A 15,318-nucleotide genomic window follows, 5' to 3' on the forward strand; every position below is an offset into this window, starting at 1 on the left:
ACGACGATGACTGACGACGACGACGACCGGGTCGACCCGCGCTACGACCCGGCCTTCCAGCGCGGGTTCTCGGGACCGGTGGAGCGCCTGCGCGGCGACGAGCGGGCGTTCGCCAGGCCCGGGACGGGAGCCGTCCCCGGTGCTCCCGCCGCCATGTCCGGAGCCGCCGCTCGTCCGGCGCCTCCGGAGCCGCGCGTGGTCCGATCCGGCTCCTCGTCCGTGCCCGGACCCCGCCGCATCATGGCCCTTCCCGACATCGCGGGAGCCGCCGAGGGCCGGCGGTCGCACCGCCTCGGCGCCGAGACCGCGCCCGCACCCCTGCCGGAGCCCGCCGCCGAGCCCGCTCCCGCAGCTCCCGTCGAGCCCGCGCGCGAGACGCCGCTGCTGCGGAACCCGTGGCTCCTCGTGCTCCTGCTCGCCGGTCTCGCGGGGACTCTGATCGGCCTCGCGCTCCTCTACACCGGCTACTCCTCGCCGCCCCCGCCCTACTACGGCGACTCCGACGTGCCCTCGCCCGCGTGGATCCAGCGGCAGCTCCTCTACTACTCCTGCATCCCCCTGCTGGGCTGCCTGCCGGCGTCCCTGCTGCTGGCGGTCGGAGTGGCCGCCCTGCGGTGGCGCGGAGTCGTCGTGCGGCCCCGCCCCGAGGAGCCGCGGGACGGCGCGCAGCTCCTCGAGGCCGAGGCTCAGACTCCGGACGCGCCGAAGAGCAGGCCGAGGAGGTAGGTCACCAGGGCCGCGCCGTAGCCGATCCCGAGCTGGCGCAGCGCCCGGGCCAGGGGCGGGGCGCCCGAGAGCAGCCCGACGATCGCGCCGGTGGCGAGCAGGGCGATGCCCACGAGCACGCAGGCGAGGACCACCGCGGCGAGCCCCGTCAGGCCGAGCAGGTAGGGCAGCACCGGGATGATCGCGCCCGAGGCGAAGAAGCAGAAGCTCGACAGTGCGGCGCCCATGCCCGTGCCGATCGACTCGTGCTCGTCGACGTCGGGGTCGCCCGCGGGGCCGCCCAGCGTGATCGGCGAGGTGACGGCGCCGCCGCGCAGGCCGGTGAAGACGGAGGCGGCACGTGCGTCGGCCTGCTCCTGGGTCATTCCGCGAGCGCGGTAGACGAGGGCGAGCTCGTTCGCGTCGACGTCCAGGTCGGGGACGATGCGGTTCGCGTCGAGGTCCGGGCTGGAGGCCGAGAGCAGCTCGCGCTGCGAGCGCACCGAGACGAACTCGCCCGCGCCCATCGAGAGGGCGCCGGCGAGCAGGCCCGCGATGCCCGTGAACAGGACGACGCCCGTGCCGACTCCGCTCGCTCCCACTCCGAGCACGAGGGCGAGGTTCGAGACCAGGCCGTCGTTGGCTCCGAAGACCGCCGCGCGGAACGTCCCGGAGAGGCGGTTGCGGCCGCGCTCGGCGAGCCCGCGGACGACCTCGCCGTGGATCCGCTCGTCGGCGGCCATCGCCTCGGTGGCGTCGTCGTCGTCGGCGTAGGGGGAGCGGGCCTCGGCGCGCTGGATCAGGGCGAGGACGAACACGGAGCCGAAGCGGCGGGTGAGGAAGCCGAGGAAGCGCGTGCGGAGGTCCGGGCGGGGCGCGGGCTCCGCCGCGGAGCCGAGCAGCTCCCGCCAGTGCTCCTCGTGGCGGCCCTCGGCCACGGCGAGCGCGAGCAGGATCTCCCGCTCCTCGCCGGTGCGGCGTCCGGCGAGGTCGCGGTAGACGGAGGCCTCGGCGAGCTCGTCGGCGAGGTAGCGGCGCCAGCGGCGCACCTGGGCGGGACTGGGGGTGGGGGCGGTGGTCGCCATGCGATCTCCTGGCTCAGGCCCGCCGACCCGCGCGAGAGGACCGGTCAGGACGTGCGTCGACTGACCGAAGGTCTCGTTCGCCCAGGCCGGAGCCGGGGTGGAGCGCCGGGCCCGGATCGTCCCGGACCAGCATGTCGACGCGCCTCGTCGTCCGCTCGGCGGACGGTGGGAACTACTCCCCTTCGCGGGGACCACCGTAGCCGAGATCGAGCGAGCCCGCCCGGCCGGTCCGCGCTCCGCGGCCCGGACGTCCGCTCGGCCCGGAGCCGGAGCGTCGTCGCGGACGCTCGCGCCGGGTCAGAGCGAGGCGGTCGCCCGAGCGGCGCGCCGGGTCTGGCGCTCGTGCTCGGCGTCCAGGAGCGCGCGCGTGGCCGGGACCGCCAGGAGATCGACCAGGGTGTCCGTCTCCTCGACGATGCGCTCGGCGCGGTCGAGCGGGTCGGTGCGCAGGAGGCGGCGGGCGGCGGACGCGACGTGCGCCGGCTTCGCCGCCAGGGCGCGCACGCGCTCGTCGACGCGGCCGGCGAGGTCGGCGCGCGGCACGACCTCGGTCACGAGCTGCCACTCCAGCGCCTCGGCCGCGCGGACCGGGCGGCCCGACAGCACGAAGTCCAGGGCGCGGCGGCGGCCGACGACGCGGGGGAGCGCGGCGGTGACTCCGACGTCCGGGACGAGCCCGACGTCGCCGTACGCGCTGAGGAAGAGGGCGGCGGGAGTCGCGATCACGATGTCGGCGGCCAGAGCGAAGGCGATGCCGGCGCCGGCGACCATGCCGTCGATCGCGCAGACGACGACGGCGCGGCTGTCCTCGAGCAGGCGGATCACCTGGGCGGTCGTGGTCGCGACGTCGCGCAGGTAGTGGTCCGGGTGCTCGGACCCCATGATCGCCGAGATGTCGCCGCCCGTGCAGAACGCGCGGCCTGCGGCGGTGATCACGATGACGGAGCAGCCGGAGTCGGCGTCGAGGTCGGCGACGGTGCTCAGGAGCAGTCGCGCGGTGCCGAGGTCGATCGCGTTGAGGGCGTCGGGGCGGTTGAGGGTGATCCGGGCGACGGAGCCGTCGCGCTCGAGGACGACGCCGGGGGTCGCGTCGATGAGGGGGGTGACGTGCATGGGAGAGCCTTCAGGGGAGCAGGGATGTCGAACGCGGGGGGACGTTCTCGGGGGACCTCTCACATTCGCAGCCGTCCCCGCGATCGGATGCCGCCTCGCGGCCGATGCTCAGCCGGCCCCGGGGGTACGCGCGGGCGGCGGCCCGTCCCGGCCCTCCTCTACACTGCTGGGGTGATTGATCCCGTACTTCTGCGCGAGAACCCGGACGTCCTGAAGCGCTCGCAGGAGGCGCGCGGCGACTCCGTCGAGCTGGTCGACGAGGCGCTGGAGGCCGACCGCGTGCGCCGTGCGGCGATCACCGAGGCGGAGCGGCTGCGGGCCGAGCAGAACGCCTTCGGCAGGACCGTCGCCAAGGCCCCCAAGGACGAGAAGGCGGCCCTCGTGGCCGAGGCCCAGCGCCTCGCCGCCGCCGCCAAGCAGGCCCAGCAGGAGGCCTCCGAGGCCGACGACGCCTTCACCGTGCTGGTGAAGCGCATCGCGAACCCGATCATCGAGGGCGTCCCCGCGGGCGGCGAGGAGTCGTTCGAGCTCGTCAAGACGGTCGGCGAGCGCCCCGTCTTCGACTTCGCCCCGCGCGACCACCTCGAGCTCGGCGAGCTGCTGGACGGCATCGACATGCAGCGCGGCGCGAAGGTCAGCGGCGCGCGCTTCTACTTCCTCAAGGGCCTGGTCGCCCGCCTCGAGATCGCCCTGATGAACCTGGGGCTCGAGAAGGCGCTCGCCGCCGGCTTCACCCCGCTGATCACGCCCACCCTGGTGCGCCCCGAGATCATGGACGGCACCGGCTTCCTCGGCGAGCACGACGACGAGGTGTACCGCCTCCGCGACGACGACCTCTACCTCACCGGCACCAGCGAGGTCGCTCTCGCCGGCTACCACGCCGACGAGATCCTCGACCTCTCCGGCGGCGCGAAGCGCTACGCGGGCTGGAGCACCTGCTACCGCCGCGAGGCCGGCTCGGGCGGACGGGACACCCGCGGCATCATCCGCGTGCACCAGTTCAGCAAGCTCGAGATGTTCGTCTACACCCTCCCCGAGGAGGCGGAGGCGGAGCACGCGCGCCTGCTCTCGTACCAGGAGGACGTCCTGCAGAGCCTCGGCCTGCACTACCGCGTCATCGACACGGCGGCCGGCGACCTCGGCCAGAGCGCCGCGCGCAAGTTCGACGTGGAGGCCTGGGTCCCCACGCAGGAGACCTACCGCGAGCTGACCTCGACCTCGAACTGCACCACGTTCCAGGCCCGCCGCCTCGACACCCGCTACCGCACCGAGTCGGGGAGGACCGCTCCGGTCGCCACTCTCAACGGCACGCTCGCGACCACCCGCTGGATCGTCGCCCTCCTCGAGACCCACCAGCGGGCGGACGGCTCGGTGCTCGTCCCCGAGGCGCTGCGGCCCCACCTCGGCGGCCTCGAGGTGCTCGAGCCCGTCGCATGAGCGCGGTCCGCGCCTCCGGCCGCCGCCTCGTCGCCCTCGACATCGACGGCACCGTCATGCACGAGGACGGCACCATCACCCGCGCGGTGACGGACGCGATCACCCGCGTGGCCGCCCAGGGCGACGAGGTGATGCTCGCCACCGGGCGCTCGCCCTCCTCCACGCTGCCCGTCGTCGAGCGGCTGGGGATCTCGCCCGAGTACGTGATCTGCTGCAACGGAGCGGTCACGCTCCGCCGCGACGTGTCCGGCGCCTACGTCCCCGAGACGGTCGAGACCTTCGACCCGACGGAGGTCCTCGAGACCATCCGCCGCTCCCTCCCCGACGCGCACTACGCCGTCGAGGACGCGGACGGCGCCTTCTTCTACACCGAGGCCTTCCCGGGCGGTGCCGTGATGGGCGCCGAGACGACCCACGTCCCCTTCGAGGAGCTGCTCGGCCGACTGTGCACCCGCGTCGTCGTGATCTCGCCCGAGACCGGGATCGAGGAGTTCACCTCGCTGGTCGAGGAGATGGGCCTGCACCAGGTCAGCTACGCGATCGGCTGGACCGCCTGGCTCGACATCGCCCCTCACGGCGTCAACAAGTCCACAGCGCTCGAGGTCGTCCGCGAGGAGCTGGGCATCGAGCGGAGCGACGTGGTCGCGCTGGGCGACGGCCGCAACGACATCGAGATGCTCACCTGGGCCGCCGCCGAGGGCGCAGGGCTGGCCATGGGCCAGGCGCCGGACGAGGTGCGCGCCGTGGCCTCCGCCGTGATCCCCTCGGTCCACCAGGACGGCGTGGCGGTCGCGCTCTCGGCCCTGCGCTGACCCCGGCGCCGCGCGCTCGGCGGTTACTATCGGGTGTCGCTCCTCCGGGAGCGGCGAGGAGGGCTGTCCGAGCGGCCGATGGAGCCAGTCTTGAAAACTGGTGGGCGGAAACGTCTCGTGGGTTCGAATCCCACGCCCTCCGCCACAGCGTCCGGTTCTGCAGGCCGACCCTCGATGGCGTCTTCCGACGCCCGTCCTGGCGCGCGACGACGGAGGCCCGCCCGCTCTCCTTCGGAACGCGCCACCCCTCTGTATAGGATTGCGCGACGCCCGGGATCGACGCCCGGCCCTCACCTCCGCACCACTGACGCCTCGACACCGGGAGACGGATGCGCCGCACGGGCCCTTCGACACAGACTCGCGACACTCCGCGCACGCCGCGCCCCTTCGTGCGGCACGGCCGCCAGAAGCGGCACTCGCTCGCGCGGACCCTGGTGAAGGGAGCCGCCCTGGTGGGCGGTGTCGGCGTGGTCGCCTCGGTGTCGGTGGTCGCGATCGCGGCGACGCTGATCGTCCAGTCCGTGCAGCCCTCGGTCGACCTGCACCCGGTCGCCGCCGGCTCCAGCGTCGAGGCCGGAGGCGCCCCGGAGATCGGCGCGCTGGAGGGCGGCTTCAACGTCCTCGTGGTCGGCAGCGACTCGCGGAAGGGCCAGGGCGACGCCTACGGCGACCCCGACGAGGAGACGAGCGTCCTCAACGACGTCAACATGCTGATGCACGTCTCGGCCGACCACAGCAACGCCACGGTCGTGAGCTTCCCCCGCGACATGTACGTCGACATCCCGGAGTGCGTGAACGCCGCCACGGGCGAGACGATCCCCGCCCGGTACGACACCAAGATCAACGAGGCGATGGGCAGCGACGTCAGCCTCGGCTGCGTCGCGGGGGTCGTCGAGGACCTCATGGGCGTCCGGGTCGACTACGGCGCGGTCGTGCAGTTCAACGGCGTGATCGAGATGTCGAACGCGGTCGGCGGAGTCGACGTCTGCGTCGCGACCGAGATCGCGGACCCCTACACGAACACCTACCTCGAGCCGGGCGTGCACTCGCTCGAGGGCATGGCGGCGCTCCAGTTCCTCCGCAGCCGCCACGGCATCGGCGACGGCAGCGACCTGACCCGCATCAGCAACCAGCAGGTCTTCCTCTCGGCGCTCGTGCGCCAGATCAAGAGCGCGGACACCCTCCTCAACCCGGTCGCGCTCTACGGGCTCGCGAAGGCGGCGCTGGGCAACATGACGCTCTCGACCGGTCTCGACAACGTGAACACGATGGTCCAGATGGGGCTCGCGCTGAAGGACGTCGACCTCGCGGACGTCGTCTTCGCGCAGTACCCGACCGGGGCGACTCCGAGCGGAGTGGAGCCGGACCGTGCCGCGGGCGACGTCCTGGCGAGCGCCCTGCAGACCGATCAGCCGATCGCCATCACCGGCGGCACCGGTGCCGGCGCGACCGTGGAGGGCGAGGCCGCGGCCCCGGCCGACACCGCCGCTCCCTCGGGCCCGGCGACCGCGGATCCGCTCGCGACGTCCGAGGCGGCACCCGGCACTCCTGCAGCGACTCCCGAGGACGGATCCAAGGTTGCCCTGCCAGAATCGGTCACCGGCCAGAGCGCCGACCAGCAGACCTGCTCGGTCGGGTTCTTCGGCTGAGCCGAGGGCGGGCGGCACCACGGGTGCTCTCCACCTCGCGCGCTGACTCCGGGACGACACGCGTCCCGCAGCCGAGAGAGAGTACGACCCGATGAGCGAACGCGCGTCCACCCGGACCACAGCAGCACGGCACGGCCGACTGCGCCGCCCGAGCGGCGTGCGCTTCGCCGCGCGGATCCTCGCGGCCTGCGTGGGCGTCGGCGTCCTCAGCGCGGTCTGCATCGTGGCGATCGCGGCCTCGATGATCGCCGGGAGCGCGCGCCCCTCCGTCGACCTCGGGATCGACTCGGGCGGGGGCGACGTGCCCGAGATCGGGGCGATCGAGGGCGGCGTCAACATCCTGCTCGCCGGCAGCGACAGCGCCGACGGATCGGCCGCCGGAGCGTACGGCGAGCGTGCCGAGAACCTCAACGACGTCACAATGCTCATGCACATCTCGGCCGACCACTCCACCGTGGAGGTCGTCAGCTTCCCCCGCGACCTCTACGTCCCGATCCCCTCCTGCACCGACCCGGCCACCGGCGCCGTCTCGGACGCGGTGGACTCGGCGAAGATCAACACCTCGCTCGAGGCCGGCGGACTGGCGTGCACCGTGCAGACGGTGGAGCAGCTGACCGGGCTCGAGATCCCCTACGCGGCGCTCATCCAGTTCGAGGGCGTCATCGAGATGTCGAACGCGGTCGGCGGAGTGGACGTCTGCGTCGCCACGCCGATCCAGGACGAGTACACCGGGCTGAACCTCGACGCGGGCACGCACACGCTCGTCGGCGCCGAGGCGCTGGCGTTCCTCCGCACCCGGCACGGTGTCGGCGACGGCAGCGACCTCACGCGCATCTCGAGCCAGCAGGTGTACCTCTCGTCGCTGGTGCGCAAGGTGAAGAGCGCGTCGACGCTCTCGAACCCGGTGAACCTCTACGGCCTCGCGAAGGCGGCCGTCTCGAACATGCAGCTCTCGACCTCGCTCGAGAACGTGAACACCCTGGTCTCGATCGGCCTCGCGGTGAAGGACGTCGACCTCGCGAACGTGGTCTTCGTGCAGTACCCGACCTTCATCGACGGCAACGGCGTGTACCCCAGCGAGGACGCGGCGGCGGCGCTGAACGCGGCGCTCCTCGCCGACCAGCCGATCGCGCTGAGCGGCACCACCGGCGGCGGCTCGCAGTCGACGGGGGAGGATCCCGGAGCGACGGGCGCTCCGGCGGCCACGGAGGCGCCGGCCACCGACGCTCCCACGACCGACGCCCCCGCGACCGACGCCCCCGCGACGAGCGCGCCCGACGGGCCGGTCACCCTCCCGAGCGACGTCTCCGGGCAGACCGCGCAGCAGGAGACCTGCACGATCGGCCGGCCTCTGTCGGACCAGTAGGCGGCGCGCCCCACCCTCCTGCGGAGGGGCGGGCGCCCGTGTCGCGAGGCCCTCGCGCGTGCGGTTATGATGGTCGTCGTGCGTCCGCCAGCGGGCGCTCAGGAGTCGTCGCATAGTCCGGTCGAGTGCACCACCCTGCTAAGGTGGAGAACCCTTTATTGGGTTCCGTGGGTTCAAATCCCACCGACTCCGCACCTCCCGAAGGCCCTGCTCACGCGGGGCCTTCGTCGTTCCCGCGGGCGTTCCCGGCGTCGGCCCCGGCGCCGTTGCCGGGCGCCGTTTCCCCGCGCCTCGCCGGCACGCCGATCCCGGAGGCGCCGCCGCCGATCCGCCGGGCGGGTGCGCTCCCGGAGCGGCTACCCTGATCGGATGTCCAGCCCGATCCTCGACGCCCTGTCCGCCCCTCCCGCGCGGAGGGACGTCGCCTCGATCCGCGGTGCTCTCGCCGAGGTCGCGATCGGCGACTCGGTGCGCGTCCTCGTCCGCTCCCCGCGCTACGGCCTCTACGGGATCGAGGGGGTCGTCCGCCAGGCCGTCGGCGGCGAGCTCGTCGTCGCGGACGTCTTCCTCGGCACGGGGACCGAGATCCAGAGCATCGCCCTGGCGCCGGACGCCGACGAGGTCGGCGGGGAGCGCTCGGCCGAGGGGCTCGAGCACGGGGATCCCGTGCGCGTGGCGTTCTCGACCCCGGCGCTCGGATCGTTCACGATCACGGGCCCGCTGACGGCGGGCGGGCGCGACGGGTTCCTCCTCGTCGGCAGCTGGATCGCCGCGGACGGCGGCGAGCCCGGCCGCCACGTCGACCGCATCGAGCGCCTGACGGACGTCGGCGTCCACGAGAAGCACGTCCCCGGGCGCCGCTCCGCGGTCGAGGAGTAGTCCCTCAGCTCTGGCAGTGCGGGCACCAGTAGGTGACCCGCAGCTGCAGCTCGTCGTCGCCGAGCTCGCCGCGCTCGATCGGAGTGCCGCAGCGCCGGCAGGGCTTCCGGTCGCGGCCGTAGACCCAGAGCTGCTGGCCCGGGCGCAGGTTTCCGGTCGTGGTGCGCTCGATCCGCTCGCGGTTCACGGTGATGAGCCGCTTCGCGAGCGCGATGGTGCGCACGAGATCGCCGCTCCCACCGACCGGTCGCGTGGGCAGCACGCCGCGCAGGAAGCACAGCTCGGCGCGGTAGACGTTGCCGAGCCCGGCCATGATCCGCTGGTCGAGCAGCGCGAGCCCGATCGGCCGCTCCGGGTCGGCGGACAGGCGCCGCAGCGCCTCGTCCGCATCCCAGTCGGCGCCGAGCAGATCCGGGCCGAGGTAGCCGACCACGTCCTCCTCCGCCGAGCGAGGGACGATCTCGAGGAGCCCGAGCTCGAAGCCGACCGCCTGCCAGTCCTCCGTCTCGAGGACGATCCGGGCCTGGAACGCCGGCCGGTGCCACTTCGGCCGCTCGCCCTCGCCGCGGGCGTAGAGATGCCAGCTCCCCTCCATCTTGAGGTGGGAGTGGATCAGCGCGTCGCCGACCCGCATCAGCAGGTGCTTGCCGCGGGGGACGACCTCGTCGACCGTCTCGCCGGTGAGGTCGACCGTCGCGTACTTCGGCACGCGCACGTCGCAGCGGGTCAGGACCTCGCCGTCGAGCGCCTCGGCGAGATTGTGGGCGGATCGATAGACGGTGTCACCCTCGGGCACGCGGGCTCCCTCCGGCGCTCACGAGCGCATCCTCAGGCCGCGCGGATTGGCGACGAATCCGGCGGCGACGAGCGCATCGCCGAAGGGGGTGCCGAGCGCGAAGACGCCGTCGATCTTCTCGACGGTCAGCTTCTCGACCCCGCGGGAGCGGACCAGCTGCGAGAGGGCGCCGGCCGCGTCGGCGAGGGCCGCCTCGTCGGCGGTGAAGGTGAGGGCCGTCTTGCCGCCGCGCTCGAGGTAGACCGCGAGCGCTCCGTCGACGACCGCGACCAGCGCGCCGGCCTTCCGACCGGGGCGGTGCCCCTCGCCCTGCGGCCACGGTAGAGCGGCGCCGAACGGATTCGCGGGGTCGGTCGCCGCGAGGGCGAGCACCGGCCGCGAGCGCTCCTGCGCCTCGTCCTGCGGGGCGAACGTGCGGAGCCGGTCGACGCTGCCGGCCGTGCCGAACTGCGCTGCTCCCAGCTTCTCGATGAAGTAGCCCCTCCGGGCGCGGCCCTGCTGCTCGAAGCCGCTCAGCACCTTGTAGGCGAGGGCGAAGCCGCCGAGGACGCCCTCGGCCTGCACGGAGCCGCGGGTGACGATCCCGTACCGCTCGAGCAGCGTCTCGCCGAGCGCGTGCCCGCGGATCGTCGCGTCGGACTCCGCGAGCGGCACGATCGACCAGCGGCCGCCGGCGGTCGGGGGCCCGACGCGGGTGGCCATCGTGGGACGGGCGGTCATCCGGCCCCGGGGTGCGCGAGCGCGGGCGGGGGCGCGCGGCTGGCGGTGCGCGCCGCCGGTCGAGCCGACGAGGGTGCGCAGCGGCGCCAGGGTGTCGTTCGTGACGAGTCCCGCCCAGACCAGCTCCCACAGGGCCTCGACGAGGCCGGCGTCGTCGGTGGATCCGACCGCGTCGGAGAGCTGACGGAAGAAGTAGCCGCCGCCCGATCCGAGCACGCCGACGATCTCCTGCTGGAGCTCGGTCAGCGTCATGGACTCGGCGGCGGGGACGGGGAGGGTCAGCCCGGCCGTGTCGGCGAGGTGGAGGCTCACCCAGCCGTCGTTGCCGGGGAGGGTGCCCGCGCCGGCCCAGAGGACCTCGCCGGTCGCGGTGAGCTCGTCGAGCATCGCCGGGGAGTAGTCGCGCACCCGCGCGGGCAGGATCAGCGACTCCCAGGCGGACGCGGGGATGGGCGCGCCGGCCAGCTGGTCGATCACGGAGGCGACGCCGTCGATGCCGCGGAGCGAGCCGCCGACGTGCTGCCAGGCGGGGAGGAAGCGGGCGTACGCGGCCGCGTCGACCGGCTCGACCTCCTTGCGGAGCGCGGCGAGCGAGCGGCTGCGCAGGCGGCGCAGCACCTCGGCGTCGCACCACTCCGTCCCGGTGCCGGTGGGACGGAACTCGCCCTCCGAGACGCGGCGCTCGCCCGCGAGGCGCCGCAGGGTGTCGGTGACGACCGCGACTCCGAGGCCCAGGCGAGTGGCGACGGCGGCGGCGGTGAAGGGGCCGTGGGTGCGCGCGTAGCGGGCGACGAGGTCGCCGAGCGGATCGCGGACCGGGTCGATGAAGGCGACGGGGACGCCGATCGGCAGGGGCACGCCGAGGGCGTCGCGGAGCCGGGAGGCGTCCTCCATCGCGGCGTACCGCTGCTCGCCGCCGAGACCGACGGGCAGGACGCGCTTGGCCTTCACGAGCGCGGCCACGTCGGCCTCGAGCACCGGGCGCTCGATCGCGGGCGCCTTCGCGACGTCCGCCGAGGCGACCGACTCGTCGACCAGGCGCTCACCGAGCTCGTCCAGCGTCAGCGGCCCGAGCAGCCGGAGCAGGTCGGCGGCGCCCTCGAGGCCGCGGAGGCGGCGCTCCGGCTCCACGCGCTGCAACTCGCGCTCGATCTGCGCGAGGACCGCCGGGTCGAGCAGCTCGCGCAGCTCCGCCCGGCCGAGCAGCTCGCCGAGGAGCGTCGCATCGACCGAGAGCGCGGCGGCGCGGCGCTCGGCGAGCGGGCTGTCGCCCTCGTACATGAAGGCCGCGACGTAGCCGAAGAGCATGGACCGCGCGAACGGACTGGCCGTCGGCGTCTCGACCTCGAGGATCCGCAGCTCGCGTCCGTCCAGCCGCGCGGCCAGCCGGAGCAGCGCGGGCAGGTCGTAGACGTCCTGGAGGCACTCGCGGACGGTCTCGAGGATGATCGGGAAGGTCGGGTAGGTGCGGGCGACGTCGAGCAGCTGCGCCGCCCGCTGCCGCTGCTGCCAGAGCGGGGAGCGCTTGCCCGGGTTGTACCTCGGGAGCAGGAGCGCACGCGCCGCGCACTCGCGGAACCGGGCGGCGAAGAGGGCGGAGCCGCCGACCTCGCTCGTGACCAGCTGCTCCAGCTCCTCGCGCTCGAACAGGAACAGCTCGGAGCCCGGCGGCTCCGACTCGGTGTCGGGGATCCGCACGACGATGCCGTCGTCGCCGGCCATCGCCGCTCCGTCGATGCCGTGCCGCTCGCGGACGCGGGCGCCGATGGCGAGCGCCCAGGGCGAGTGCACCTGCATCCCGTACGGGGAGTGCAGCACCAGCCGCCAGTCGCCCAGCTCGTCGCGGAAGCGCTCGAGCACGAGGGTGCGGTCGTCGGGGATCTGCCCGGTGGCCAGGCGCTGCTCGTCGAGGAACGAGAGGAGGTTGTTGGTCGCGTACACGTCGAGCCCGGCCGCCGTGCAGCGCTCGCGGGCCGTCTCGGGAGCGGCGGCGCCCACCTCGCGGGTGAATGCCCCGATCGCCTCGCCGAGCTCGGCGGGGCGTCCCTGCGAGTCGCCCTTCCAGAACGGCAGGCGCCCCGGCTCGCCGAACGCGGGCGTCACGATCACGCGGTCGTAGGTGATCTCCTGGATGCGCCAGCTCGTGGCTCCGAGCGCGAAGACGTCGCCGACGCGGGACTCGTAGACCATCTCCTCGTCGAGCTCGCCGACGCGGTTGCCGGTCGAGCCCGGCTCGCCGACCATGAACACGCCGAAGAGCCCCCGGTCGGGGATGGTGCCGCCGCTGGTGACGGCGAGGCGCTGAGCGCCGGGCCGACCGGTGAGCGTGTTCGCGTCGCGGTCCCAGACGAGGCGCGGCCGCAGCTCCGCGAACCGGTCGGAGGGGTAGCGGCCCGAGAGCAGGTCGAGGGTCGCCTCGTAGGCGGAGCGGGGCAGGGACACGAAGGGGGCGCTGCGGCGGACGGTGTCGAACCAGTCGTCCACGTCGAGGCTCTCGAGGGCCGTCGCGGCGACGGTCTGCTGGGCGAGGATGTCGAGCGGGTTCGCGGGGACGGCGATCGCCTCGATCAGGCCCGAGCGCATCCGCTCCGTCGTCACAGCGGAGTGGAGCAGGTCGGCCCGGTGCTTGGGGTAGAAGGACCCGCGCGAGACCTCGCCGACCTGGTGGCCGGCGCGGCCCACGCGCTGCAGGGCGCTCGCGACCGAGGGCGGCGTCTCGACCTGGACGACGAGGTCGACCGCGCCCATGTCGATCCCGAGCTCGAGGCTCGAGGTCGCGACCACGCAGCGCAGGCGGCCGGACTTCAGGTCGTCCTCGATGATCGCGCGCTGCTCCTTGCTCACCGAGCCGTGGTGGGCGCGGGCGAGCAGCGGCTCCTCGTCGGGCGCGGACTGCCCGGTGCCGCTCGTCCCTCCGGCCGCTCCCATCGCCTCGGCGGGGGAGCGGCGGACGGAGGAGGACGAGGCCTCGGCGAGCAGGGCCCCGACCGCGACGGGCTCGCCCGCCTCGCGTGCGCGCTCGGCGGCGAGCTCGCGGCGCTCCGCGTAGATCTCGTTGAGCCGAGCGGTCAGCCGCTCGGCGAGGCGGCGGGAGTTCGCGAAGACGATCGAGGAGGTGTGCGCGAGGACCCGGTCGACGATCGACTCCTCGACGTGCGGCCAGATCGACCCGCTCTGCGGACCGGTGGCCCCCATCGTCGATCCGTCCTGCGGAGCCGCCGTCCCCAGTTCGGACATGTCCTCGACCGGGACGACGACGCTGAGGTCCCACTGCTTCTCGGACGCCGGAGCCACGATCGCGACGGGGGAGCGGCCGGCGAGGAACCGGGCCACCTCCTCGCGCGGGCGCACCGTCGCCGAGAGGCCGATGCGCTGCACCGGCTTCGGGAGCAGGGCGTCGAGCCGCTCGAGGGAGACGGCGAGGTGCGCCCCGCGCTTGGTCGACGCGACCGCGTGGACCTCGTCGACGATGACCGTCTCGACGCCGCGGAGCGACTCGCGCGCCGCCGAGGTGAGCATGAGGTAGAGGGACTCGGGGGTCGTGATCAGGATGTCCGGCGGCGTCTTCTGAAGAACGCGCCGCTCGGCGGCGGGCGTGTCTCCCGACCGCACCCCGACGGTGACCGTGGCCGGCGCGCTGCCGATCCCCTCGGCGCTGAGCCGCAGCGCCGTCTGCGTGACGCCGACGAGCGGCGAGCGGAGGTTGCGCTCGACGTCGACGCCGAGAGCTTTCAGCGGCGAGACGTAGAGCACGCGAGTGCGGTGCTGCGGATCCTCCGGCGGCGGGCCCTGCACGAGCCGGTCGATCGCCCAAAGGAAGGCCGAGAGCGTCTTGCCGGAGCCGGTGGGAGCGACCACCAGGGCGTGCGCTCCGCTGGAGATGGCGGACCAGGCGCCTTCCTGGGCGGCGGTCGGCGCCGGGAACGCGCCCTCGAACCACGCGCGCGTGGCGGGGGAGAAGCGCTCGAGGACGTCCGGCATGCACTCATCCTCCCTGCCACCTCCGACATTGCCGGGGCCGCCGCCCGGAGGCGAGCCCTTGACTCGGGGGAGCCCGTCCGTCAGGCGAAGCCGAGACGCACGAACGTGCCGATGTCGGCGAGCTCGGCCTGCCCGACTCCGTGGGCGACGCCCTCGTAGACCCGCGCGTCGAGCGCCGTGTGCTCCGGGAACCAGTCCGCCGCGTCCCGCACGAGCTCCTCCGGGATCACCGTGTCGAGCGTCCCGCGGCCCCAGAACACTGGAGGACGCTCGCGGGCGAGCCGCTCGTCCGCGTCGTCGCCCTCGGCGAGCGGGACCACGAATCCGGACAGGGCGACCGCGAAGGCGAAGCGGCCCGGCGCGCGCCGCAGCAGCTGCACCGCCAGAGCTGCGCCCTGGGAGAAGCCCAGCAGGCCGACCGGACCCGGGTGCCCCAGAGCGTCCAGCCACTCGATCACCCCCGCCGCCGCCGCCTCGACGGCCTCGGGATCGGCCCGCGGCTCGTCCGGCACCAGCGGCACTCGGAGGGGCCACCACGCGTTCGCCCCGCCGTTCAGAGCGAGCGGAGCCCGCAGGGACGCGAGGACCGGCTCCAGCGGCAGGTAGGCGCCGAGCGAGAACAGGTCCCCCTCGTGCGAGCCGTAGCCGTGCAGCAGCACCAGGAGGGGCCTGCCGACGCGGTCGCGCTCGGAGGAGGACCACAGCACCGCGTTCGCGTCGATTCCCATCGCACCATCATCCCCCTGAGCGCGGGATCGCCGCCGCCGGTCGGAAC

At 74.0% G+C, this 15,318-nt stretch carries 11 protein-coding genes and 2 tRNA genes; 8 read left to right on the top strand and 5 right to left on the bottom strand.

Translation table 11 applies throughout. The features are described 5' to 3' along the window. The first annotated feature begins 6 nt into the window (after positions 1–6). Positions 7–726: a hypothetical protein gene (locus C5C24_RS05315; protein ID WP_104304474.1), complete on the top strand. Its 720-nt coding sequence runs from the start codon at positions 7–9 to the stop codon at positions 724–726. Here C5C24_RS05315 and C5C24_RS05320 read toward each other — a convergent pair. Both C5C24_RS05320 and C5C24_RS05325 read right to left on the bottom strand, forming a co-directional pair. Beyond that, a complete protein-coding gene (locus C5C24_RS05320; protein ID WP_104304475.1) occupies positions 687–1,790 on the bottom strand; it encodes a VIT1/CCC1 transporter family protein in 1,104 nt (367 codons plus the stop codon). The genes C5C24_RS05315 and C5C24_RS05320 overlap by 40 nt on opposite strands. Positions 1,791–2,087: 297 nt before the next feature. Then, on the bottom strand, positions 2,088–2,903 hold the full coding sequence (locus tag C5C24_RS05325; RefSeq protein ID WP_104304476.1) for an enoyl-CoA hydratase/isomerase family protein: 816 nt from the start codon (positions 2,901–2,903) through the stop codon (positions 2,088–2,090). Between the two features lie 171 nt (positions 2,904–3,074). On the opposite strand from C5C24_RS05325, the gene serS reads away from it, so the two are divergent. From serS to C5C24_RS05360, 7 genes are all read left to right on the top strand, one after another. After that, the gene (serS, locus tag C5C24_RS05330) at positions 3,075–4,340 is read left to right on the top strand and encodes a serine--tRNA ligase (protein ID WP_104281724.1); all 1,266 of its coding nucleotides are present in this window, start codon (positions 3,075–3,077) and stop codon (positions 4,338–4,340) included. Beyond that, positions 4,337–5,152, top strand: coding sequence for an HAD family hydrolase (locus C5C24_RS05335; RefSeq protein ID WP_104304477.1), 816 nt, complete (start codon positions 4,337–4,339; stop codon positions 5,150–5,152). Before serS ends, C5C24_RS05335 begins: the two co-directional genes overlap by 4 nt. 57 nt (positions 5,153–5,209) lie before the next feature. Continuing rightward, positions 5,210–5,297, top strand: a tRNA-Ser gene (locus C5C24_RS05340). A 289-nt stretch (positions 5,298–5,586) separates the two neighbouring features. Further along, complete coding sequence (locus tag C5C24_RS05345) at positions 5,587–6,801, top strand: LCP family protein (protein ID WP_258065058.1); 1,215 nt, start codon at positions 5,587–5,589, stop codon at positions 6,799–6,801. A 91-nt stretch (positions 6,802–6,892) separates the two neighbouring features. After that, positions 6,893–8,167, top strand: coding sequence for an LCP family protein (locus C5C24_RS05350; RefSeq protein ID WP_104304478.1), 1,275 nt, complete (start codon positions 6,893–6,895; stop codon positions 8,165–8,167). 101 nt (positions 8,168–8,268) lie between these two features. Further along, positions 8,269–8,359: transfer RNA gene (locus C5C24_RS05355), tRNA-Ser, on the top strand. Between the two features lie 177 nt (positions 8,360–8,536). Next, positions 8,537–9,046 carry a hypothetical protein gene (locus C5C24_RS05360; protein ID WP_104281721.1) on the top strand — a complete coding sequence of 170 codons (510 nt, stop codon included), beginning with the start codon at positions 8,537–8,539 and terminating at the stop codon, positions 9,044–9,046. A gap of 4 nt (positions 9,047–9,050) precedes the next feature. Here the strand turns inward: C5C24_RS05360 and C5C24_RS05365 are convergent, their stop codons facing one another. The 3 genes from C5C24_RS05365 to C5C24_RS05375 form a co-directional block, all read right to left on the bottom strand. Next, on the bottom strand, positions 9,051–9,842 hold the full coding sequence (locus tag C5C24_RS05365) for a DNA-formamidopyrimidine glycosylase family protein (protein ID WP_104281720.1): 792 nt from the start codon (positions 9,840–9,842) through the stop codon (positions 9,051–9,053). A gap of 18 nt (positions 9,843–9,860) precedes the next feature. Then, complete coding sequence (locus C5C24_RS05370) at positions 9,861–14,543, bottom strand: ATP-dependent helicase (protein WP_104304479.1); 4,683 nt, start codon at positions 14,541–14,543, stop codon at positions 9,861–9,863. 80 nt (positions 14,544–14,623) lie between these two features. Further along, complete coding sequence (locus C5C24_RS05375; RefSeq protein ID WP_104304480.1) at positions 14,624–15,271, bottom strand: alpha/beta hydrolase; 648 nt, start codon at positions 15,269–15,271, stop codon at positions 14,624–14,626. Between the last annotated feature and the right edge of the window lie 47 nt (positions 15,272–15,318).

Source organism: Rathayibacter sp. AY2B3, from assembly GCF_002931755.1.
Lineage (GTDB): Bacteria > Actinomycetota > Actinomycetes > Actinomycetales > Microbacteriaceae > Rathayibacter.